This window comes from Streptomyces muensis, assembly GCF_021474425.1.
GTDB classification, from domain to species: Bacteria; Actinomycetota; Actinomycetes; order Streptomycetales; family Streptomycetaceae; genus Streptomyces; species Streptomyces muensis.
In genome coordinates this window covers 18393-40703 of the sequence record NZ_JAKEIP010000054.1, presented here as the reverse complement: position 1 = coordinate 40703, position 22311 = coordinate 18393, and the positions used below count along the sequence as shown (strand labels likewise).

The window sequence follows — 22311 nt, the reverse complement described above, 5'->3', positions numbered from 1 at the left end:
ACCCCCTCCCAGAGCGAGAGCACCGCCCCCGCGGACACGGCCAGCAGCGCCCCGTCCCCGGCGAACGACGACTCCAACCTCGCCGAGACCGGTGCGAACTCCAACACCGGCCTGATCGCCGGCATCGCGGTCGCCCTGGTCGCGGTCGGTGGCGGCGCCGTCTTCTTCGGCCTGCGCCGTCGCGGGGCGAGCAGCGACCGCTGACCCGCCCGCACACAGCGACACCCTTGTGGCCCGTCCCCTTCCCCCGGGGGCGGGCCATTCGCATGCCGTACGGCTGCCGGAGGTGCGTGCCTCTGCCTGTCAGCCGAAGGTCGCCCGCTCCAGCCAGAACTCCAGCAGCTCCCGCTCGCCAAGGACCTCCAACTCGGCGCTGTCCAGCGGCAGTCGACGGTAGAAGGCGAGGAGTACGGCGGTGAGGTCGCCCCGAAGCGCGACGGTCGCCTTCTCGTGGCCGCGCCGCCAGGCGATGACCTCCTCGGAGAGGTCGACGAACCACTCCGCGTTCACCTCGGGGGTGTTGTCGGTGGCATGCAGATGGATGCTGCTGCCCGGCCGCCGAAGCTCCCGCGCCGGATCGTCCGGCAGGGTCCGCTGGGCCCACTCGACGATCTCCAGCCACTCGTCGATCGCGTCGGCGGCGATGTCCGGCGCGACCTCGTAGGGCAGTCCGGCGGCGAGCGTCGCGTCCGCGCGATGGATCGTGATCTCGTGGGTCATACGGCGGGCCCAGAACCCGGCGTCGCACTCCCCGGTCCAGCTCCACACCTTGGCGTCCGGACCGGCCTCCCGCAGCGCGGCGACGATCATTTCTCCGGTCTCCGCGAGCCACGCGTCGAGCGCGGCGGCGTCGCCCTCGCCGTCGGGGCCGGCGGCCCCCGGCACCTGCTCCTCCTCGATCTCCTCCTGCGCCCGCGTCCGCACCATCAGCTCCACCCAGCGCAGGGCGCCGCCCGTATGCCGTACGAGCTGCTCCAGTGACCAGTCCGGGCAGGTCGGCACGGTGGCGGACAGATCGGCGCCGGAAGTCACCACGGCCCTCAACAGTCCGACCTGGTGGGCGATTTCGGCACAGTAGCGATCATGCGGGAGCGACGTCATGCCCCGCACCCTATGCGCCGGACGATCAGCCCAGCACGACAATTTCCGCCGCGTCGAACTCCACCCCGACCTCGTCCCCGACCCCCGGCGCGTCCCGCAGCGCACACGCCGCTTCGAGGCGCGGCGCGTCCTCCGGCTGAAGGTGCACGGCGACATGCGTGCCCTTGAAGGTGCGGGCCGTGACCGTGCAGCGCAGTCCCGCGTCGGGGGCCACGAGCCGTACACCGGCCGGCCGTACGAGCAGCGTCCGCGGCCCCTGTGCGGCGCCCTCGCCGACCGGCAGCTTGCCCCAGGGCGTGTCCGCGGCCTCCCCGGCGACGGTCGCCTCGACCACGTTGTCGAACCCGAGGAAACGCGCCACGAACTCGTCCACGGGCCGCTGCCACACCTCCAGCGGCGTGCCGCTCTGGGCGATCCGCCCGTCCCGCATCACCACGACCCGGTCGGCCAGCGCGAAGGCCTCGCCTTGGTCGTGCGTCACGGCCAGCACGGTGGTGCCCAACCGTCCGAACAGCTCCCGGAGTTCGACGACGAGCCGCTCCCGCAGCGAGCGGTCGAGCTGGCCCAGCGGCTCGTCCAGCATCAGCAGCCGCGGCCGGGGCGCGAGCGCACGGGCCAGCGCCACCCGCTGCTGTTCCCCGCCCGAGAGGGAGGCGACGGCACGACGGGCGGCGCCCGGCAGCCCGACCAGGTCGAGCAACTCCCGTACCCGCTCGGCCTGTTCGCCCTTCGAGGCACCGTGCATCCGCGCCCCGAAGGCGACATTGCCGCCGACGTCGCGCTGCGGGAAGAGCTGATGGTCCTGGAACATCAGCCCGACGCCCCGCTTGTGCGCGGGCACCGCCGCCTGGTCCCGCCCGTCGAGCGACACCCGCCCGGCGTCCAGGGACTGCAGTCCCGCCACCGCCCTGAGCAGCGTCGACTTGCCGCTGCCGCTCGGCCCGAGCACGCACACGATCTCGTGCTCGGCGACTTCGAGGTCGACGCGGTCCAGCACGGGTCGTCCGTCGAACCGTACGGTCGCACCCGCCAGACTCAACAGACTGTGCGGACCCTGCGGATCCCGCGGCCCCTGTGCCATCTAGAACTCCCCCGTCCGATCCGTACGCAGCCGCTCCAGCACCAGCAGCGCCACCGCGCACACCACCATCAGTACCGTCGAAAGGGCCATCGCCTGCCCGTAGTTGAGTTCACCGGCCCGCCCCAGCAGGCGGGCCACGGCGACCGGCAGTGTCGGGTTGTCGGGCCGCGCGATGAACACGGTCGCGCCGAACTCCCCGAGCGACACCGCGAAGGCGAACCCGGCCGCGATCAGCAGCGCCCGCCGCACCATGGGCAGATCCACCTCCCGCCAGACCCGCCACGGCGAGGCCCCCAGCACCGACGCCGCCTCGCGCAGCCGCTGGTCCACGGCCCGCAGCACGGGCAGCATGGTCCGTACGACGAAGGGCACCCCGACCAGCGCCTGGGCCAGCGGCACCAGGATCCACGTACTTCTCAGATCGAGTGGCGGCTCGTCCAGGGCGATCAGGAACCCGAACCCGACCGTCACCGCGGACACCCCGAGCGGCAGCATCAACAGCGCGTCGAAGCCCCGTACGAACCGCCCCGCGTCCCGCCGGGTCAGCGCGGCCGCCGCAAGACCGCCGATCAGCACGGCGATGAGCGTGGCGACGACGGCGTACTGCAGCGAGTTGCCGATCGCCTCGATCGGCGCGACGAGGAAGACCCCGCCGTCGGCGTCGGTCAGCGCCCGGTAGTAGCCGAAGTCGGGCGCGTCCAGCGACCGTTGCACCAGCACGGCGAGCGGCAGCAGCAGGAGTACGACGATGACGGCCAGGACGCCGGCCAGCAGCGCCCACTGCCCCGCCCCGCGCGGCCGCCGCGCGGTGACCGAGGCGTCCACCAGGCGCAGGGCGCTCTCCCGCCGCCGTACCGTCCAGGCGTGCACGGCGAGGATCGCGCCCACCGCGAGGAACTGGATGATCGTCAGGACGGCGGCGGTGGACAGGTCGAAGATCTCGGAGGTCTGCCGGTAGATCTCCACTTCGAGGGTGGAGAAGGTCGGGCCGCCGAGGATCTGCACCACGCCGAAGGAGGTGAAGGTGAACAGGAAGACCATGAGCGCGGCGGCGGCCACGGCGGGCCCGAGGGCCGGCAGGGTGACGGTACGCCACGCGGTGAGGCGGGACGCCCCGAGCATCCGCGCGGCCTCCTCCTGCCGCGGGTCGAGCTGTGCCCACAGGCCGCCGACGGTCCGTACGACGACGGCGTAGTTGAAGAAGACGTGCGCCAGCAGGATGGCCCACACCGTCGTGTCGAGCCGTACGCCCCACAGCTCGTCGAGGAGTCCGCCGCGGCCGAGAAGCGCCAGGAACGCCGTGCCGACGACGACCGTCGGCAGCACGAAGGGGATGGTGACGACGGCACGCAGGATCTGTTTGCCGGGGAAGTCGAAGCGGGCGAAGACGTAGGCGCCGGGCAGTGCGATCAGCAGGGTCAGCGCGGTGGAGGCGAGCGCCTGCCACGTGGTGAACCACAGGACGTGCCGGATGTCGGACTCCCCGAGCACGTCCCACAGCCGCCCGAACTGCCAGACCCCGTCGACCTGGAGACCGCGCGCGACGATCGCGGTGACGGGGTAGGCGAAGAAGAGCGCGAAGAACGCGACGGGCACGGCGATGAGGCCGAGCCGCACCGCCGCGCCCCTCTTGCGCGAGGCCGCTACTTCAGTACGAGCGAGGTCCACGACTTGACCCAGTCGTCACGGTTGTCGGCGATCTTCGCCGGGTCCATCGTCTCGGGATCCTTGGCCTGCGGCCCGAACTTCGTGAACTCCTCGGGCACCTGGGCGCCCTCCCGCACCGGGTAGACGAACATGTTCAGCGGCATGTCGTCCTGGAAGGTCTTGGTGAGCATGAAGTCGAGGAGCGCCTTGCCGCCCGCCGCGTTCTCGGCGTTGCTCAGCAGACCGGCGTACTCGACCTGCCGGAAGCAGGTGCCCGTCGCGACCCCCGTCGGCGCGGTCGTCGGCTTCGGGTCGCCGTAGATCACCTCGGCGGGCGGCGAGGAGGCGTACGACACGACGAGCGGCCGGTCGGCCCCCGCCTTCTTGCCGCCGGCGGACCCGGAGAACTCCTCATTGTAGGCCTGCTCCCAGCCGTCGACGACCTTCACGCCGTTCGCCTTGAGCTTCTTCCAGTAGTCCTCCCAACCGTCGTCGCCGTACTTGGCGGCGGTCCCGAGCAGGAAGCCGAGCCCGGGCGAGGAGGTGGAGGCGTTCTCGGTGACGAGGAGATCCTTGTAGGCGGGCTTGACCAGGTCGTCGTACGACGTCGGCGGGGCCAGCTTGTGCTCGCTGAAGTACGCCCTGTCGTAGTTGACGCAGATGTCGCCGGTGTCGATCGGAGTGACCCGGTGCTGGTCCTGGTCGGCCCGGTACTCGGGCAGTACGAGATCGGAGCCCTTCGGCTCGTACGACTGGAACAGGTCGTTGTCGAGAGCCCGCGAGAGCAGGGTGTTGTCGACGCCGAAGAAGACGTCGCCCTGCGGGTTGTCCTTGGTGAGGATGGCCTTGTTGACGGCCTGCCCGGCGTCACCGTCCTCCAGGACCTTGACCTTGTACCCGGACTGCTTCTCGAAGGCGGCGATGACGTCCTTCGAGACGGCCCACGAGTCATGGGCGACGAGCGTGACGGTCTTGGAGCCGGAGCCGGAGCCGCCGGTGTCGGAGCCCTGGGAGTCGGACGACCCGCACGCGGACAGTCCGACCATGCCGAGGCCCACGACAACGGCCGCGCACCGCTGACGGGTGATCCTCTTATGGGTGTTGCTCACTGAATTCCTCCTGGGTGACCAGGAAGAGACGCGGCCCTGCCCACGACCCCTGAGGGGTCCCGGGCAGGGCGCAACAGCTTGAGTAGTGACCGAACTTCCTACCCAGAATGACCTGGGCGAGGTTCAGAGGGTCTGCGGCCCGATCGCCGCACTCTCAGCGCTGTGGCGCTCCCCTGTCGGAATATGAAGATGTACTTACGGCGGTCTTACGGTGGCCAGACTACCGCTCGGTCGCGGCGAGCTGTCCGCACGCTCCGTCGATCTCCTGACCACGGGTGTCCCGGATCGTCACCGGCACACCATGGGCGGCGATGGCCTCGACGAACGCCTTCTCGTCCTCGGGCCGGGACGCGGTCCACTTCGACCCCGGCGTCGGGTTCAGCGGAATCAGGTTCACATGCACCGGCTTGCCCTTGAGCAGCCGCCCGAGCCGGTCACCACGCCAGGCCTGGTCGTTGATGTCCCGGATGAGGGCGTACTCGATCGACAGCCGCCGTCCGCTCTTGCCGACGTACTCGAACCCGGCGTCGAGGACCTCCCGCACCTTCCACCGCGTGTTGACGGGGACGAGGGTGTCGCGCAGCTCGTCGTCGGGGGCGTGCAGCGAGATCGCGAGCCGGCACTTGAAGCCCTCGTCGGCGAACCGGTGGATGGCCGGGACGAGACCGACGGTCGAGACGGTGATCCCGCGCTGCGACAGCCCGAGCCCGTCAGGCTCGGGATCGGTCAGCCGCCGGATGGCCCCCACGACCCGGTTGTAGTTGGCGAGCGGCTCGCCCATCCCCATGAAGACGATGTTGGACAGCCGAGCAGGCCCCCCGGGGACCTCCCCGTCCCGCAGCGCCCGCATCCCGTCCACGATCTGATGCACGATCTCGGCGGTCGACAGATTCCGGTCCAGCCCCGCCTGCCCGGTGGCGCAGAACGGACAGTTCATCCCGCACCCGGCCTGCGAACTGATGCACATGGTCACCCGGTCCGGATACCGCATCAGCACGGACTCGACGAGCGTCCCGTCGAACAGCCGCCACAGCGTCTTGCGCGTGTCGCCCTGGTCCGTCGACAGATGCCGTACGACGGTCATCAGCTCGGGAAACAGCTCCTCGCGCAGCTTGTCCCGCGAACCGGCCGGGATGTCGGTCCACTGCTCCGGGTCGTGCGCGTACCGCGCGAAGTAGTGCTGCGAGAGCTGCTTGGCACGAAACGGCTTCTCCCCGATCGCGGCGACAGCGTCCTTACGCTCACCGGGCGTGAGATCGGCAAGATGCCGCGGCGGCTTCTTGGCTCCGCGCGGGGCGACGAAAGTGAGTTCTCCGGGCTTAGGCATGGCTGTACCAGTGTCGCAGATCAACTTGCGACGGAATCCACGCCCGGGATGATCACTAGTCGGTCGAGCGTTCCAGCCTGTCCTTGAGGAGTTGCTCGTCGCGCGGGAGTTCCTTGCGGACCTGCGGGCGGACGACGAGGGGTACCAGGACCTTGCCGAGGCCGTGCCCTTCGAAGTCGAGGTCGATCGTCACGCGGGAGCGGCGACCGTCGTCGAGCGGCTCGATCTCCCCGTGGGTACGGGGCCTGACGGGGCCGTCGACCCCGTGCAGATCCCAGCTGTGCGGAGGGTCGAGCTCGTCGAACTGCACGGTCATCGCGACCTCGCGGCTGCCGACGCGCCGGGTGACCCGGACCCGGGAGCCGGTGTGGATCGGCCCTTCGTCGAGGGGTTCTGCGGCGACGGCGCTCAGCTGCCACTCGGGCAGATGGGACGGGTCGGTGATATACGCGTAGACCTCGCCGGGTGGCCGGTCGACGTCGATGGATTCGCGGATGATGGCCATGACGGCCCCCTTCGCGACGCTGTGAGGGCGTACACCGGAATCGTCCCACACATCAAGAAGCCCCCGCTCTGCGAGAACGGGGGCCTCCGGACGTTCGACCGACCTGTCAGCCCGACCCCACGAACAGCACCATCAGCAGCCACACCACCGGCGCCGTGGGCAGCAGCGAGTCCAGCCGGTCCATGATGCCGCCGTGCCCCGGCAGCAGCGTGCCCATGTCCTTGATGCCCAGGTCCCGCTTGATCATCGACTCGCCGAGGTCGCCGAGCGTGGCGCTGGCGGCGACCGCGAGGCCCAGCAGCAGCCCCTGCCACCACGTGCCGTCGTCGATCAGGAACTGCATGCACAGCGCGCCCGCCACCATCGCGAAGCTCACCGCGCCGAGCAGGCCCTCACGGGTCTTGCCGGGGCTGATGCGCGGGGCGAGCTTGTGCTTGCCGAAGCGCCAGCCGACGGCGTACGCGCCGGTGTCGCTGACGACCGTCAGCAGCAGGAAGGTCAGGACCCGCCAGGCGCCGTCGTCGGCGGTCAGCATCATCGCGACGAACGTCGCCAGGAACGGCACGTAGAACGCCGCGAACACACCGGCGGTGACGTCCTTGAGGTAGCCCTCCGGTGGCTCGGTCATCCGCCAGACCAGTACGGCCAGCGCGGTCAGCGCCATCGACACCCAGGCGCCCTCGGCACCCCGGACGTACCCGGCGATCACCATGGCCGCACCGCCGAGCGCCAGCGGGACGAGGGGCGCCTTGATGCCCTTGCGCTCCTCCAGCCGCCGGGTCAGCTCCCACAGGCCCACGACGACGGCGACCGCGACCACTCCGACGAACACGGCCTTGACCACGAACAGCGAAGCGACGATCACCACACCGAGCGCGACGCCGACTCCTATGGCCGCACCCAGGTCGCGCCCCGCGCTCTTCTTCTGCGGCTGGGGCGCCGGCTGTGGGGCGTCGGGCATGGGCTCCGGATTCTGCGGCGCCGCCTGGGAGGGCCGCGCCTGCGGCGTGTCGTACGGCCGCGCGTGCGGCGGCTGTTCGCGGAACAAGGGGCCGCTCAGCCGAGCGGCCCCCCGATCGTCATCCTGGTCTCCGCCATACGCGGGTCCGTCGGGCACGATGGGCATGGGGCGAGTCTGCTGCGCCTCAGGCGCATCGTACGCGGGACCCGCCGGGGCAGCCCCCTGGACAGGTCCACGTGCGGCGGCCCCCCAGTAACCGGCTTGTCCGGCTTGTGGCGGTGCCCCCCAGGAAGAGTCGTTCATCAGACCTCGAGCAGCTCCGCTTCCTTGTGCTTCAGGAGCTCGTCCACCTGCGCGACGTACTTGTGCGTGGTGTCGTCGAGCTCCTTCTCCGCACGACGGCCCTCGTCCTCGCCGATCTCGCCGTCCTTGATCAGCTTGTCGATGGCGTCCTTGGCCTTGCGGCGCACGGAGCGGATGGACACGCGCGCGTCCTCGGCCTTGCCCTTGGCGACCTTGATGTAGTCGCGGCGGCGCTCCTCGGTGAGCTCGGGGAACACCACTCGGATGATGTTGCCGTCGTTGCTCGGGTTGACGCCGAGGTCGGAGTCGCGGATCGCCTGCTCGATGTTGCGCAGCGCGCTCTTGTCGAACGGGGTCACGACGGCCATGCGCGGCTCCGGCACGGAGAACGAAGCCAGCTGGTTGATCGGCGTCGGCGCACCGTAGTAGTCGGCCACGATCTTGTTGAACATCGCCGGGTGCGCACGGCCGGTGCGGATCGCGGCGAAGTCCTCCTTGGCGACCACGACGGCCTTCTCCATCTTCTCCTCGGCCTCGAGGAGGGTCTCTTCGATCACCACTTGCTCCTGCGTGTCTTGAGTAAAGGCCCGGCTGCGGTTCCTGGGTGGGGGCGGCGGCCGGCTGCGTCGCGTCTTCTTCCTGCACGGTTCCCGACCGGCAGGACATTGTCCATCCCCCGGTCAGGGTCCGTCCCGTCCGTCCCCCGGACGGGTTTGTCGTCTGAGTTGTCGGAGCGTCAGCCCCGACCGCCCTGCTCACCCACAAGCGTGCCGATCTTCTCACCCTTGACGGCGCGCGCGATATTGCCCTCCGCCAGGAGCTCGAAGACGAGGATCGGGAGCTTGTTGTCGCGGCACAGGGTGATGGCCGTGGCGTCGGCGACCTTGAGGTCGCGGGTGATGACCTCGCCGTAGCCGAGGGAGTCGAACTTGACGGCGTCCGGGTTGCGCTTGGGGTCGGAGTCGTAGACCCCGTCCACCCCGTTCTTGCCCATGAGCAGCGCCTCGGCGTCGATCTCCAGGGCACGCTGGGCGGCGGTGGTGTCGGTGGAGAAGTACGGCATGCCCATACCGGCGCCGAAGATGACCACGCGGCCCTTCTCCAGGTGCCGTACGGCGCGCAGCGGGATGTACGGCTCGGCGACCTGCCCCATGGTGATGGCGGTCTGCACCCGGGAGTCGATGCCCTCCTTCTCCAGGAAGTCCTGGAGGGCGAGGCAGTTCATCACGGTGCCGAGCATGCCCATGTAGTCGGAGCGGGCCCGGTCCATGCCGCGCTGCTGGAGTTCGGCGCCGCGGAAGAAGTTGCCGCCGCCGATGACGACCGCGACCTGCGCGCCGTCGCGTACGACGGCCGCGATCTCGCGGGCGATCTTGTGCACCACGTCCGGGTCGACGCCGAGGCCGCCACCGCCGGAGAAGGCCTCTCCGGACAGCTTCAGCAGAAACCGGCCGCGTACTTTGCCGTCGTCGCTCTTCTGGGCCTTGGTGGTCATCGAGATCCCGCCTTTGTTACGTGGTGCACATACGAAGAAGGCCACTGCCGGTTGGGGCGTGTTTCGCATCCCATGCGCGGCAATGGCCTCCTCGTCAGATCTGTTGTCGTCCGTCACGCACGCGTGCGCGGTGACGGAGTCCGCCAACGACTGCCCTCGACCCTATAGGGACCGGGCACCGATCGCGGCACGGACTCAGATGCCGACCTTGATGCGCGAGAAGCGCTTCAGGGTGACACCGGCCTCGTCCAGGATCTTCTGGACGGACTTCTTGTTGTCGAGCGCGTACGGCTGGCCGAGCAGCGTGGCGTCCTTGAAGAAGCCGTTGAGGCGACCCTCGACGATCTTCGGCAGGGCGGCCTCGGGCTTGCCCTCGGCGCGGGTGGTCTCCTCGGCGACGCGGCGCTCGGACTCGACGACCTCGGCCGGCACGTCCTCCTTGGAGAGGTACTTCGGCGCGAAGGCGGCGATGTGCTGGGCGACGCCCTTGGCGACCTCGGCGTTGGGCTTGTCGAGCTCGACCAGGACACCGATCTGCGGGGGCAGGTCGGGCATCGTGCGGTGCATGTAGGCGAGCACGAAGCCGTCGGCGAACTGCGCGAAGCGGTCCAGGACGATCTTCTCACCGAGGTTGGCGTTGGCCTCGTCCACGAACGCCTGGACGGTCTTGCCGGCCTCGATCTCGGAGGCGAGCAGGGCGTCGATGTCGGCCGGGGAGGTCTTCGCGACGTGCTCGGCGATGGTGTTGGCCACGGCCTGGAACTTCTCGCCCTTGGCGACGAAGTCCGTCTCGCACTTCAGCTCGACGATGACACCGGAGGAGTTGTCGTCGGCGATGATCGAGACCACGGCGCCGTTCTCGGCGGAGCGGCCCTCGCGCTTGGCGACGCCCTTCTGGCCCTTGATGCGGAGCGCCTCGACGGCCTTCTCGACGTTGCCCTCGGCCTCGTCCAGCGCCTTCTTGCAGTCCATCATGCCGGCGCCGGTGAGCTCGCGGAGCTTCTTGACGTCGGCGGCGGTGTAGTTCGCCATGAGTCTGTGAATCTTTCTCGAAGTCTGGAGGATCGGAGATCTGCGGGTCTGCGATCTACATGTAGATGTAGATCTCCGACTCGCCGCTGACCTACGGGTGAACGGCGGGAGCGGACTTCATGTCACCGCTCCCGCCGTCAGCGCCGGCGTTGTCAGCCCTGCTCGCCCTCGGCGGCCGGGGCCTCGGCGGCGGGGGTCTCTGCGGCCGGAGCCTCGGCAGCGGGGGCCTCGGCTGCGGGGGCCTCGGCGGCGGCCGGGGCCTCCTCGGCCTTCTTCTCACCCTCGAGCAGGTCGCGCTCCCACTCGGCGAGCGGCTCGCCCGCGGCCTTCTCACCCTTGTCGCCGGTGGCGACGCCGGAGCGGGCGATGAGGCCCTCGGCGACGGCGTCGGCGATCACGCGGGTGAGCAGGGTGACGGAGCGGATCGCGTCGTCGTTGCCCGGGATCTTGTAGTCGACCTCGTCGGGGTCGCAGTTGGTGTCGAGGATGGCGACGACCGGGATGTTGAGCTTCCGGGCCTCACCGACCGCGATGTGCTCCTTCTTGGTGTCCACGATCCAGACGGCGCTGGGCACCTTCTGCATCTCGCGGATACCGCCGAGGGTCTTCTCCAGCTTGGCCTTCTCGCGGGAGAGGACCAGCAGCTCCTTCTTGGTCAGACCGGAGGCCGCGACGTCCTCGAAGTCGATCTGCTCGAGCTCCTTGAGGCGCTGCAGACGCTTGTAGACGGTCGAGAAGTTGGTGAGCATGCCGCCCAGCCAGCGCTGGTTGACGTAGGGCATGCCGACGCGGGTGGCCTGCTCGGCGATGGCCTCCTGCGCCTGCTTCTTCGTACCGACGAACATGACCGTGCCGCCGTGGGCGACGGTCTCCTTGACGAACTCGTAGGCGCGGTCGATGTACGACAGCGACTGGAGCAGGTCGATGATGTAGATGCCGTTGCGCTCCGTGAAGATGAAGCGCTTCATCTTCGGGTTCCAACGACGGGTCTGGTGACCGAAGTGGACGCCGCTTTCCAGCAGCTCCCGCATCGTGACGACGGCCATGGCCGTATCTCCTTGAATGTTCTCGGTTGTGCCGCAGATGCCGGACGGCTTCCGCGCCTGACGCCCGCATGCGCCGTGCCACGAAGGACCGAGGGGCGCTGACACCGGCTTTTGATCACCTGGTGTCGGGGCGTGCGAAGTCGACCCGGTGACCCGGATCGCCAGAAGAAGTGTACGGGACCCGCGAGGCCCCGGGTGACGCCGCTGTCCACAACCGGTGAGTTGTCCACAGATCCCGGCCATGATCGGCGGGGGTGCGGGACGGTTGCGCCATGCGAGAGAAACGACGGCCGGGGCCGGTGAGGACATGCGGGCGGCTGATGTTGCTGCTGCTCCTGACGGCCACCGCCCTGCTGGCACCGGTCCCCCGGCTGACCACGACCGCCCTGACCACGCCCGCTGCCGCACCGGACCCGCCGGTGCCGGCGATCGGCCGGGCCTGGCCCGTGGGCTCCCGCCCACCGGTCCTCCGCGGCTGGGAACCCCCGACGACACCGTACGGCCCCGGCCACCGCGGCGTGGACCTGACGGCACCTGCCGGGGCGCCGGTACGGGCCGTGACGGCCGGACGGGTGTCGTTCGCGGGCGTGGTCGCGGGAAAGGGGGTCGTGTCGGTGGAGCTGACCGGGACGGGAGATCCACCACTGCGGGTGACGTACGAGCCGGTACGGGCGACGGTGAAGGAAGGCGACGAGGTGGCAGCCGGGCAGACCGTGGGGACGGTCGAGCCCACGGGCTCACACTGCACGACGACATGCCTCCACTGGGGCCTGAGAAGAGCCGACACCTACCTGGACCCGCTGTCCCTCCTCCCCCCGTGGCTACTCCACAGGGGCCCATCGAGACTGCTGCCGGTACTGGGGGTCCCTCTGCCGTAGCAGCCACCACAACCGCGGGCAGTCGTGCCGCTGGGGCGGCACGGGTGGGCGCGGCGGCACCCCGTGAGCGCCGGGCCGCGCGACGCCCCGGGTTCAGCCCAACGCCGGGTGCTCACCAGCGCCGGGCAGCGTGACATCCCTGTCGGGACCCAAACGCCGGGGCACCCAGCAGCTCCGGGCAGCAAGACCCCCGCCCAGCCCGGCAGGGCTCAGCCCCGAACCCCCCGCAACGCCATGGAGACAGCCGCATCCGTAATCGCCGAAGGCTCCTCCGCCGCCCCCAGCTCAATCCGCCGCACAGCCGCGTCCACCACGCCCTGCAACAACATCGCCGCCAGCCGAGGCTCCGCGTGCCCCATCTCCCGCAGCGCCTCGACGATCATCGCGACCAGTCCGCCGTGCGCCGCCCGGATCTTCTCCCGGGCCCCCGCGTCCAGCTCACTCGCCGAGATCGCCACGACAGCCCGATGCCGCCGGTCCCCGACCAGCGCGAGCTGCCGGCGCACATACGCCTCGACCTTCCCCTCGGCCGTGGCCTCCCGCTCCATCGCCGCCGACACCTCCGCGGCCCACACCGGGAAGTCGACCTCGCAGAGTTCCTCGACCACGGCGGCCCGGGAGCGGAAGTACTCGTACACGGACGACCGCGCGAGGCCCGTCCGCTCGGCGAGGGCCGGGAAGGTCAGCGCCTCCGTCCCACCCTCGGACAACAGGGAACGAGCCGCGTCCAGCAGGGCGGCTCGCTGCATCGACCGGTGCTCGGCCACGGAGGCCGCTCGAATCCTTGGCACGTCAACCACTGTACGGACGCACCCCCGCCGACGGGAGTCACTCCGCGCAACCCCACACACGTCCCGCCAGGTCAACGACCGAAGCCGGCCAGCTTCGCCCGCAGCTGGAGCACGGACTTGGTGTGGATCTGACTGACCCGGCTCTCGGTCACACCCAGCACGTTCCCGATCTCGGCGAGCGTGAGTCCCTCGTAGTAGTACAGCGTCACCACGGTCTTCTCCCGCTCGGGCAGCGTGTTGATCGCCCGCGCCAGAAACCGCCGCAGCTCCCGGTCCTCGGCCACCTCGACCGGGTTGTCCGCGGCGGTGTCCTCCAGCGTGTCCATGACGCTGAGCCCATCGCCGCCCTCGCCCCCGACGTGCAGCAACTCCTCCAGTGCCACCACGTTGGCCAGCGACAACTGGCTGAACACCGCGTGGAGTTCGTCCACCGCGATGCCCATCTCGACGGCCACCTCCGCCTCCGTCGGCGTGCGCCGCAGCCGCGCCTCCAGCGTCGCGTACGCCCGCTCCACGTTCCGCGCCTTCTGCCGCACCGACCGCGGAATCCAGTCCAGCGCCCTGAGCTCGTCGATCATCGCGCCCCGGATCCGCGTGATCGCGTACGTCTCGAACTTGATCTCCCGGTCGATGTCGAACTTCTCGATCGCGTCGATGAGCCCGAAGACCCCGGAGGACACGAAGTCGGCCTGCTCCACGTTGGGCGGCAGGCCGACGCTCACCCGGCCCGCCACGTACTTGACGAGCGGCGAGTAGTGCAGGATCAGCTGCTCGCGCAGCCGCTCGTCCCCCGTCGCCTTGTACGACCGCCACAGCTCGTCGAGCGTCGAGGGAGCGGGCGGCCGCACGCTGCCACCGTCACGGGCGGCTGGGGGGATGGCCGCCCGGTCGGACCCGGAGGTGTGCTGGGGCATTCGTTGCCTTGTGCCGTTCTGCCGTGAAGTGGGGGTTCCTGGGGGAGCTGTCGGTCTGATGTCGCGCTGGTGCCGTTCTGGGAACCTTCCGGTGTCGAGGTGCCGGTCTGAGTCGGAATTCACGTGAGCGTAGCGTGACTGCGGTGTCGCGGCGCGCGAAGGGCGGAGCGTCAGCCGTGCGCAGATACGTTCCGCTGGACGCCCCGCCAGGGCATCACGGTCGCTCTACGTGATCATCCGAACACCCCAACTGGGGGAATTCACAAGGGCGTCCGTGTTCCCCCGTACGGCCGAACACGCTCGGTCAACATCCACTCCGACCGGCCCGAACGGAGATCATCGCCTGGCGTGTCAACTTCCAGCCGTCGCCGTGTCGTTCGACGTAACCAAGTGAGCGGAGTTCGTACAGTCGCGCGACGGCGTCGTCCTCGGTGGTCTGCGCGCCGCGTGCCACCTCGTCCGCTCCGGCCGCGCGACGGCCGGGCAGCGCGGCCAGGACTCTGCGCGCCCTCGGCTCCAGAAGGTCGCGCGGCAGGACGGGCCCGCGTCTCTCCGGCGCGAGTTCTCCCATGTCGCCCACGAGTTCGACGACCTCGGCGGCGTCGGTGACCAGCACGGCGTCACCGCGCAGGAGTTCGTGCACCCCTGCGGAGAGGCCGCTGGTGGCCGGGCCGGGGACCCCTATGGTGTGACGTCCGAGCCGCTGTGCGGCCCGGGCGGTGACCAGTGAGCCGCTGCGATGGGCGGCCTCCACGACGACCGTGCCCCGGGTCAGGGCCGCGATCACCCGGTTCCGCACGATGAATCTGCTGGGCGTGGGATGGTCCCCCGGCGGCAGCTCTCCGATCACGAGCCCCTGGTCGGCGATCCTGTTGATCAGCTGGGTGTGTCCGCGCGGATAGGGCCGGTCGACCCCGCAGGCGAGCACCGCGACGGTCGCTCCCCCGGCGCCGAGGGAACCCCGGTGCGCGGCGCCGTCGACACCGTAGGCGCCGCCGGAGACGACCACCCAGCCCCGCTCGGCGAGCCCGCCGGCCAGCGTGGCCGCCATGTGCGCGCCGTACTCGGTGCAGGCCCGGGCGCCGACGACGGCCACGGAGCGCAACGCCCACATCCGCAGGCTGGCCCGCCCTCGCACCCACAACCCGATCGGCCGGGCACCCCCGAGATCGTCGAGCTGCCCCGGCCACTCGACGTCCCCCGGACAGAGAAACCGCACCCCCGCTTCCCGGGCGACGGCGAGATCCCGATCCGGGTCGGCCCGCTGCCCGCGTGCCCGCAGCCCGTCCCACCGCTTGTAGCTCACCCCGGGCAGTGCCTCCGTCCCCTCCCGTAACCGCCGTACCACTTCCTCCACGCCGTACTCCCGCACCCACCGCCCCGCGACCTCGTCGCCGGGCTCGACGACCCTGCTGAGGAAGACCCGACCGAGCAGTTCCTCGTCGTCCGGAGTGCCGCTGCCCGTCATGTCAGCGCCCCGATGGCCATGGGCACACCGCGCGGGACACCTGTGCGCAGCTGGAGTGCGAGGGCGACGTCCGTCGCGTCGGGCCGGTCGTGGCCGACGAGGTCGGCGACGGTCCAGGCGACGCGCAGGACGCGGTCGAGTCCGCGGGCGGTCAGCACACCGCGCTCCAGGTTCCGTTCCGCCTCGTCCATGGCGCCGATCGCTGCGTACCAGCGGCTGCGCAGCTCCCGTCCGGGGATCTCGCTGTTGGTCCGCCAGGGCGTGCCGACGAGCCGGGCCGACGCCCGCTCCCGGGCCGCGCGCACCCGGTCGGCGACCGTCGCCGTGGACTCGCCCCGGGCGCCGCGCTCGGTCAGCTGGGCCCGGGTGACCCGGTCCACCTCGACGCGGAGGTCGACCCGGTCGAGCAGCGGCCCGGACAGCCTGGCCTGATAGCGGCGGATCGCCGAGGGCGGGCACTCGCATGACTCGTCCGTCCGGGAGAAGCGACCGCACGGGCACGGGTTCGCGGCCAGCACCATCAGGAACTTCGCCGGGAAGCGCACGACGCCCGCGCTGCGCGCGATGACGACGTGCCCGCCCTCCAGGGGCTGCCGCAGGGCGTCGAGGGCCTGGCCGCTGAACTCGGGGGTCTCGTCCAAGAAGAGGACGCCCCGGTGGGACAGGGACACCGCGCCGGGCCGCGCGATGCCCTGGCCGCCACCGACGAGCGCCTGCATCGTCGCGGAGTGGTGCGGGGCGCAGTAGGGGGCGACGTCGATCAGGGGCTTGCCCGGGGGCAGCAGTCCCGCCACCGAGTGCACCGCCGTGACCTCCAGTGACTCCTCCCTGGCGAGCCGGGGCAGGATGGCCGGCAGCCGCTCCGCGAGCATCGTCTTGCCGGCGCCGGGCGGCCCCTCCAGGAACAGGTGGTGCCCGCCGGCCGCGGCGACCTCCACGGCCGTACGCGCCGACATCTGGCCCACCACATCGGCCAGGTCGTGCCCGTGGTCGGGCTGGGCGGCGCCCATGCTGTGGATGCCCGTGGCCGCGCCCGTCCCCGGCATGCGCAGACCCGCTAGCAGCGGGTCGGGGCGGCCCTGGTCGTCGGGTTCCTCGTCGGGTACGGGTTCGTCCGCGAGGACGGCGATGAGCTGGCGCAGGCTGCGCACGCCCAGGACGGAGACGCCCGGCACCAGCGAGGCCTCGGCCGCGGCGCACTCCGGCACGACGACCTGCTCGTAGCCGGCGTCCGCCGCCGCCAGCACCGCGGGCAGGATGCCCCGTACGGGACGCACGCGTCCGTCCAGGCCCAGCTCACCGATCATCACGATGTCGGCGAGGACCTTCGGGTCGATCCGCTCGGAGGCGCCGAGGACGGCGCACGCGACGGCCAGGTCGAAGCCGCTGCCCGCCTTGGGCACCGATGCCGGGCTGAGCCCGACGGTGAGCTTCTTCTGCGGCCACTCGCCGCCCGAGTTGACGACGGCCGCCCGTACCCGGTCCCGGCTCTCCGTCAGGCTCTTGTCCGGCAGGCCCACCAGCGTGAACGCCGCCACTCCCGGCTCCAGGTCCGCCTGGACCTCGACCACGACTCCCTCGACGCCCACCAGGGCCACCGAACACGTCCGTGCGAACCCCATGTCAGGCCACCCCCCGCGCGTGCTCGACCACGGGCGCGCCGCGGTCGGGCAGGACGATGCCGACCAGGTCGATGCGGACGCCTCCGGGTGGGGCGCCGCCGTGTGCGTGGATCCAGTGTTCCGCGAGGCCCCGCAGGCGCTGGGCCTTCTCGGGGGTGACCGCGGCCATCGGATGCTCGTAGTCGCTGGTCCTGCGGGTCTTCACCTCGCACACGACCAGCGTGTCGCCGTCCCTGGCGACGATGTCGATCTCTCCGGTCCTGCCACAGCGCCAGTTGCGCTCCAGAACCGTCATCCCGGCCTCGGTCAGCCGCCGCGCGGCCAGATCCTCGCCGTACCTGCCGAGTGCGCTGCGTGCGTTCATGTCGGCACCACCTCCGGCGCCAACGATGAGGGCAGCTCAGCGAGCTATTGGATCTTGGTGGACAAGTCCGCGTCTGTGGATAACTTCCTCACCCCTGCGAGTGAACGTCACCGTGCACGTCATCAGTGCACGTCACCGGTCCACGTCACCGAGCGTCACCCGCCGGGAAGCTCCAGATCGCTCTTGTTCAGCTCCTCGATGTTCACGTCCTTGAACGTCAGCACGCGCACCTGCTTCACGAACCGCGCCGGCCGGTACATGTCCCACACCCAGGCATCCGCCATGGACACCTCGAAGAACACCTCACCCTGAACCGAGTGCACCTGCATCTCGTAGTCGTTGGTCAGGTAGAAGCGGCGCTCAGTCTCGATCACATACTTGAACAGACCGACGACATCGCGGTACTCCCGATAGAGCTTGAGCTCCATCTCGGTCTCGTACTTTTCGAGGTCCTCGGCGCTCATGGCATGTTCCCCTTCAGCCGTGCGATCCCACCATTGTGCGCCAGTCCCGTCAGCACCTAGACAATTTCGGCGTCAAGGGTCACGGGCCCGGCGGGGGGACCTTCGTCGAGCAGTGTGCGCAGCAGCTCGGCGAGTCTGGTCGGATACACCGTCTCATGGGCCTGGGCAAGTTCCTCACACGTCCACCAGCGCGCTCCGGCGACGCTGCGCCGCTCCAGTTCGGTGAGCGCCACGGCCCGGGTCTCCGTCTGCGTCGTGCGGGCCAGGTAGTACCACTCGTCCTGGTCCCAGCGACGCCCCGCGAACGGGAAGGAGCACATCCGCCGCCACAGCACGGGGCCGAGTTCGACCTCCGTGATGCCGGTCTCCTCGGCGAGTTCCCGCAGCGCGGCCTGTGCGCGGCTCTCGTCGCCCTCGACGCCGCCGCCCGGGGTGAACCACCAGTCGTCGGCGGGATTCTCCGGCTCATGCCCGTGCAGCAGCAGAATGCGGTCCTGCGGGTCCAGCAGGACGACTCGGGCGACCTTGCGCAGCCCGCCGTCGTACGAGTCGCCGTGAGGGTTCGTACTCATGTCCGTCGGCTCAGCGGACACGCGCGGCCTCCGGGCCCGGCCGGGCCCGCCTGCTCCGCCGGTTCGCGATCGGGCCGTAGGCACCGCCGCCGAGGACGAGCACGCCGCCGCCGACGATCAGCGCGACCATCGTCCGCAGCGGCCCGGGCGACGACAGCGCGCCGAGCTGTTCGAAGCTCGTGGGGGGCTCCAGCATGCCGTCCATGGGCCAGACGACGGCGTCCACCCGGGCCGACACGGCGCTTCGCGCGACGGTGCCGCGGGCGGCGTCCGTGAGGTGGGCCGTGGAGTCCAGGGAGCCGCTGCGCTCGTCGCCGAGCAGGAAGAGCCTGCCCTTGGGGACCGTCACCGTGGGGAAGTTCTGGAGGTCTTCCAGGCCGTCCTTGGCCAGATACGGCTCGTCGATCTGCTTGCCGTTGACGGTCAGCTTGCCGTCCGTGCAGCAGGCCACCGTGTCGCCGCCGATCGCGACCACGCGCTTGACGACGGGCGCGTTGCTCACCCAGGTCTTGTCGGTGAAGACGACGACGTCGCCCCGGCGTATCTCGTCGCCGTCGACGCGCTGGGCCAGCACCCGGTCGCCCGCGCCGATCGTCGGCGCCATCGAACTGGTGGGCACGGTGTACGGCCGGTAGATCACCGCTCCCCAGACGAACCCGCCCAGGAACAGCACCAGGCCCAGCGCCACGGCCAGCCCGGACAGCCGCTGTCCGGTCCGGCTGCCCGCCGGGCCCCTGCTCGCGCCACCGCTACGCGGCGCCGTACGTGTCGTGCTCTCGCCACCCATGGGTCCGCACCCTACCCGGCGGTACCGACACCGGGCAGCCCCTCCCGAGACCTCCTGGGTCACAGGCTCGGCAAAGGTTTTCCAAGCTCCCGGCACCGGGCGGGCGCGGCGAGGTCCGCGCCGCTTCCCCGGCAGGCGCTCAGCCCGTCAGCGGGTCTCGGCCGCCTCGATCCGACGCCGGCGCCACAGCACCAGCGGCACCGCGCCGGCCAGGGCCAGCCCCTGCGGCGCCACCGTCAGAGCGGCGGACCGGGCGCTCAGGTTCTGCTCGAAGGTGTCCGGAACCGGCAGGTTGTCCCAGCGGTTGACCGGCCAGGCGATCACGATGGCGCGGCCGACGACCTCGTCGACGGGGACCATGCCGTGGTTCTTGTCGGCCTGGTTGTAGCGGGAGTCACGGGAGTTCTGCCGGTGGTCGCCCATGACCCAGATGAAGCCCTCGGGCACCTTGACCTTGAACTGGCCGCCCTGGTCGTCCTGGCTGCACGGCGTGTTGCCGGGGTAGACGTACGACGCCTCGCTCAGCGCCTTGCCGTTGACCTTCAGCGGGCCGGTGCCCTCGCACTCGATCGTGTCGCCGCCGACGCCGATGACGCGCTTGATGAGGTCCTTCTCCTCCGCCGACGGCATCAGGCCGATCCAGCTGAGGAAGGTCTGCAGGGCGTTCGGGTCGGGAGTGGGCTCGCCGGCCAGCCAGTTGTCGGGGTCGTGGAAGACCACGACCTCGCCGCGCTCGGGCTCGGAGCCGAACCAGGGGGTGAGCTTGTCCACCAGGACGCGGTCACCCTGCTGGAGGGTGTTCTGCATCGAGTCGGACGGGATCGAGAACGCCTGCACCAGGAACGTCTTGATCAGCAGCGCGAGGACGAGCGCGATGCCGATGAGAATGGGCAGCTCCTTCCAGAAGGAGCGCTGCTTCTTGGGCTTGGGGACCGCTCCCGACCCCTCGCCGCCGGTCGGGGGCTCGCCGCCCGACCCTCCTTCGCCGCCGTCGCCTCCGGAGTCATTCCCGGAGGTCACGGCGCCGTCCGCGGCCGGGTCGGCTGCGTCCACGGGGCGTCCGCGGTGCTCCTCGCCGTCGTGCCCCGACCGTGCGCCAACCGCCACATCCCCCACGCCAACTCCTCACTCTGTGCCGCTGCCTGCCCCATGCGCGGCGCAGGCCCACCACTCCCATAACGAGCGGGAGTTCCGCAGGGGTCGGGAGTTGGATCGTTCCGTTCGAATCGTCGGAAGCAACCCTATGCGACAGCGGGTCGGAGGCGGTCGACCCGGTGGCCGAGTCGGACACGGAAGCGTAGGTGTTCGGCTCGTCCAGGGAGCTCCAGTGGCCGAACGGCCAGGCGATCCACATGGCGCGGCCGACCACCTCCTCCTCGGAGACCGTGCCGCCGTAGTCCTGGTCCTGATGGGCCCGGGAGTCCGCGGAGTTGGCCCGGTGGTCGCCCATCACCCAGAGCCGGCCCTGCGGGACGGTGATGTCGAACTGGGCGTTCGAGGGGGCGTTGCCGGGATACAGATAGTCCTCGTTCAGGGGAACGCCGTTGACGGTGACCCTGCCCTGCGTGTCACAGCACTTGACGCGGTCCCCGCCGACGCCGACGACGCGCTTGATGAGGTCCTTCTCGTCGTCGGACGGCAGCAGGCCGATGAAGGTGAGTGCCTCCTTGACCTGCTTGATGACGACGGGGTCCTCCTTCTTCACCGTCGTCTGCTCGTCCTGGAGCCAGCCGCCGGGGTCCTTGAAGACGACGACGTCCCCGCGCTGCGGCTTGGAGCCGAACCAGGGGGTGAGCTTGTCGACCAGGACGCGGTCGCCGATCTGGATCGTCTGCTCCATGGAGCCGGACGGGATCACGAAGGCCTGGACGAGGAACGTCTTCAGGACGAGCGCTATGAGCACGGCGACGCCGACGAGGAGGGGTATCTCCTTCATCGCCGAGCGCCTGCGGCGCCGCTTGACCTTGCGCTGGAGCTTGCGCCGCTCCGCGCGGGTGCGCCCGCCGGCGGGGCTGGCGGCACGCCGGGATCCGGTGGGCAGCAGATTGTCGGCGGCACTGCTGGGTACGCCACGCGGCTTGCCACGATTACCCATGCGTGCCCTCCGCTGCGGCTGCGGGCACGCGCGCGTAGGCGTCCGGACGGTGCAGCCGGGTCCAGTGGGCGGTCGGCCATACGATCCAGTCGGCGCGGCCGATGACGTCGTCGACCGGGACCATCCCGCCGCCGGGCGAGCCCAGGTGGTCGCGGGAGTCGCTGGACGCGCTGCGGTGGTCACCGAGGACGAACAGCCTGCCGTCGGGCACGACGACGTCGAAGCGCACCGTGGACGGGCTGTCTCCGGCGAACAGGAACGTCGACTCGTCGACCGACCGGCCGTTCACCTGGATCCTCCCCTCCTTGTCACAGCAGACCACGCGGTCTCCCCCCACACCCACAACGCGTTTGATGTAGTCGGCATCCCCGAAATACCCAGTTCCGTCGAACACGACAACATCACCGCGGCGCGGTTCGGCACCGAAACGGTACGCCAACTTATTTACGAGAACGCGGTCGCCGATCCTCAATCCGGACTCCATGGATCCGCTGGGAATCTCGAACGGCCGTAGTACGAACGTGTTGAGCAGCAGCAGAAAGACCAGGAAGACCAGCAGGGTCAGACTGATCCGCCCGCCCGGGAGCCACTCGGTGATCCGCGACACCAACGCGAAACGCGACCGTCCCTCCTGTCCCTCGGTGTCCGAGATGTCCTCGGAGTCGGAAGGGCGGGAGGAGCGGTCGCGCTCCGTCTGCTGTGCTTCGGTGTCCATCGGGGCCAGATGTTATCCGGCCCCGCTTCGGACC

Annotated in this window: 24 protein-coding genes; 2 read left to right on the top strand and 22 right to left on the bottom strand. The window is 70.3% G+C overall.

Annotated elements, in window-relative coordinates:
• Positions 1 to 204, top strand: a 204-nt coding sequence (locus tag L0P92_RS16085) for an LAETG motif-containing sortase-dependent surface protein (RefSeq protein WP_234763388.1), incomplete at its 5' end; no start/stop codon positions are given.
• Positions 205 to 303: 99 nt separating this feature from the next.
• On the opposite strand, the gene L0P92_RS16080 is transcribed toward L0P92_RS16085, so the two are convergent.
• The 11 genes from L0P92_RS16080 to rpsB form a co-directional block, all read right to left on the bottom strand.
• Entirely contained in the window at positions 304 to 1101 is a 798-nt protein-coding gene (locus tag L0P92_RS16080; RefSeq protein WP_234763387.1) for a maleylpyruvate isomerase family mycothiol-dependent enzyme, read from the bottom strand.
• A 25-nt stretch (positions 1102 to 1126) separates the two neighbouring features.
• On the bottom strand, positions 1127 to 2182 hold the full coding sequence (locus L0P92_RS16075; RefSeq protein ID WP_234763386.1) for an ABC transporter ATP-binding protein: 1056 nt from the start codon (positions 2180 to 2182) through the stop codon (positions 1127 to 1129).
• Positions 2183 to 3850 (bottom strand): ABC transporter permease, encoded by a 1668-nt coding sequence (locus L0P92_RS16070; protein ID WP_234763385.1) that lies wholly within the window; start codon positions 3848 to 3850, stop codon positions 2183 to 2185.
• Positions 3826 to 4875 (bottom strand): thiamine ABC transporter substrate-binding protein, encoded by a 1050-nt coding sequence (locus L0P92_RS16065; RefSeq protein WP_234763390.1) that lies wholly within the window; start codon positions 4873 to 4875, stop codon positions 3826 to 3828. Before L0P92_RS16065 ends, L0P92_RS16070 begins: the two co-directional genes overlap by 25 nt.
• 283 nt (positions 4876 to 5158) lie before the next feature.
• Entirely contained in the window at positions 5159 to 6265 is a 1107-nt protein-coding gene (gene rlmN, locus L0P92_RS16060; protein ID WP_019754694.1) for a dual-specificity RNA methyltransferase RlmN, read from the bottom strand.
• A 55-nt stretch (positions 6266 to 6320) separates the two neighbouring features.
• Positions 6321 to 6770 (bottom strand): SRPBCC family protein, encoded by a 450-nt coding sequence (locus tag L0P92_RS16055; protein ID WP_234763384.1) that lies wholly within the window; start codon positions 6768 to 6770, stop codon positions 6321 to 6323.
• Between the two features lie 106 nt (positions 6771 to 6876).
• Entirely contained in the window at positions 6877 to 8034 is a 1158-nt protein-coding gene (locus tag L0P92_RS16050) for a phosphatidate cytidylyltransferase (RefSeq protein WP_234763383.1), read from the bottom strand.
• Positions 8034 to 8591: a ribosome recycling factor gene (gene frr, locus L0P92_RS16045; protein ID WP_147994035.1), complete on the bottom strand. Its 558-nt coding sequence runs from the start codon at positions 8589 to 8591 to the stop codon at positions 8034 to 8036. The genes L0P92_RS16050 and frr overlap by 1 nt, the downstream gene beginning before the upstream one ends.
• A gap of 179 nt (positions 8592 to 8770) precedes the next feature.
• Positions 8771 to 9529: a UMP kinase gene (gene pyrH, locus L0P92_RS16040; RefSeq protein ID WP_062723113.1), complete on the bottom strand. Its 759-nt coding sequence runs from the start codon at positions 9527 to 9529 to the stop codon at positions 8771 to 8773.
• Between the two features lie 195 nt (positions 9530 to 9724).
• Complete coding sequence (tsf, locus tag L0P92_RS16035; protein WP_234763382.1) at positions 9725 to 10561, bottom strand: translation elongation factor Ts; 837 nt, start codon at positions 10559 to 10561, stop codon at positions 9725 to 9727.
• 152 nt (positions 10562 to 10713) lie between these two features.
• Complete coding sequence (rpsB, locus tag L0P92_RS16030; protein WP_234763381.1) at positions 10714 to 11607, bottom strand: 30S ribosomal protein S2; 894 nt, start codon at positions 11605 to 11607, stop codon at positions 10714 to 10716.
• A 320-nt stretch (positions 11608 to 11927) separates the two neighbouring features.
• On the opposite strand from rpsB, the gene L0P92_RS16025 reads away from it, so the two are divergent.
• Positions 11928 to 12485 (top strand): murein hydrolase activator EnvC family protein, encoded by a 558-nt coding sequence (locus L0P92_RS16025; RefSeq protein ID WP_234763380.1) that lies wholly within the window; start codon positions 11928 to 11930, stop codon positions 12483 to 12485.
• A gap of 209 nt (positions 12486 to 12694) precedes the next feature.
• On the opposite strand, the gene L0P92_RS16020 is transcribed toward L0P92_RS16025, so the two are convergent.
• From L0P92_RS16020 to lepB (L0P92_RS15970), 11 genes are all read right to left on the bottom strand, one after another.
• Complete coding sequence (locus tag L0P92_RS16020; protein ID WP_234763389.1) at positions 12695 to 13252, bottom strand: TetR/AcrR family transcriptional regulator; 558 nt, start codon at positions 13250 to 13252, stop codon at positions 12695 to 12697.
• A gap of 95 nt (positions 13253 to 13347) precedes the next feature.
• The gene (gene whiG / locus L0P92_RS16015) at positions 13348 to 14190 is read right to left on the bottom strand and encodes an RNA polymerase sigma factor WhiG (protein ID WP_003997555.1); all 843 of its coding nucleotides are present in this window, start codon (positions 14188 to 14190) and stop codon (positions 13348 to 13350) included.
• A 304-nt stretch (positions 14191 to 14494) separates the two neighbouring features.
• Positions 14495 to 15658 carry a DNA-processing protein DprA gene (gene dprA, locus L0P92_RS16010; RefSeq protein ID WP_234763379.1) on the bottom strand — a complete coding sequence of 388 codons (1164 nt, stop codon included), beginning with the start codon at positions 15656 to 15658 and terminating at the stop codon, positions 14495 to 14497.
• Entirely contained in the window at positions 15655 to 17280 is a 1626-nt protein-coding gene (locus L0P92_RS16005; protein ID WP_234763378.1) for a YifB family Mg chelatase-like AAA ATPase, read from the bottom strand. The genes dprA and L0P92_RS16005 overlap by 4 nt, the downstream gene beginning before the upstream one ends.
• 1 nt (position 17281) lies before the next feature.
• Positions 17282 to 17644, bottom strand: a complete 363-nt coding sequence (locus L0P92_RS16000) for a YraN family protein (RefSeq protein WP_234763377.1) — start codon at positions 17642 to 17644, stop codon at positions 17282 to 17284.
• A gap of 155 nt (positions 17645 to 17799) precedes the next feature.
• A complete protein-coding gene (locus L0P92_RS15995; protein WP_003965949.1) occupies positions 17800 to 18108 on the bottom strand; it encodes a DUF2469 domain-containing protein in 309 nt (102 codons plus the stop codon).
• Positions 18109 to 18164: 56 nt separating this feature from the next.
• Positions 18165 to 18680: an NUDIX hydrolase gene (locus L0P92_RS15990; RefSeq protein WP_234763376.1), complete on the bottom strand. Its 516-nt coding sequence runs from the start codon at positions 18678 to 18680 to the stop codon at positions 18165 to 18167.
• 10 nt (positions 18681 to 18690) lie between these two features.
• Positions 18691 to 19467: a signal peptidase I gene (lepB, locus tag L0P92_RS15985; RefSeq protein ID WP_234763375.1), complete on the bottom strand. Its 777-nt coding sequence runs from the start codon at positions 19465 to 19467 to the stop codon at positions 18691 to 18693.
• A gap of 147 nt (positions 19468 to 19614) precedes the next feature.
• Complete coding sequence (gene lepB / locus L0P92_RS15980; RefSeq protein WP_234763374.1) at positions 19615 to 20583, bottom strand: signal peptidase I; 969 nt, start codon at positions 20581 to 20583, stop codon at positions 19615 to 19617.
• Positions 20471 to 21562: a signal peptidase I gene (gene lepB, locus L0P92_RS15975; protein ID WP_234763373.1), complete on the bottom strand. Its 1092-nt coding sequence runs from the start codon at positions 21560 to 21562 to the stop codon at positions 20471 to 20473. Before lepB (L0P92_RS15975) ends, lepB (L0P92_RS15980) begins: the two co-directional genes overlap by 113 nt.
• On the bottom strand, positions 21555 to 22277 hold the full coding sequence (lepB, locus tag L0P92_RS15970) for a signal peptidase I (RefSeq protein WP_234763372.1): 723 nt from the start codon (positions 22275 to 22277) through the stop codon (positions 21555 to 21557). Before lepB (L0P92_RS15970) ends, lepB (L0P92_RS15975) begins: the two co-directional genes overlap by 8 nt.
• Positions 22278 to 22311 lie beyond the last annotated feature (34 nt).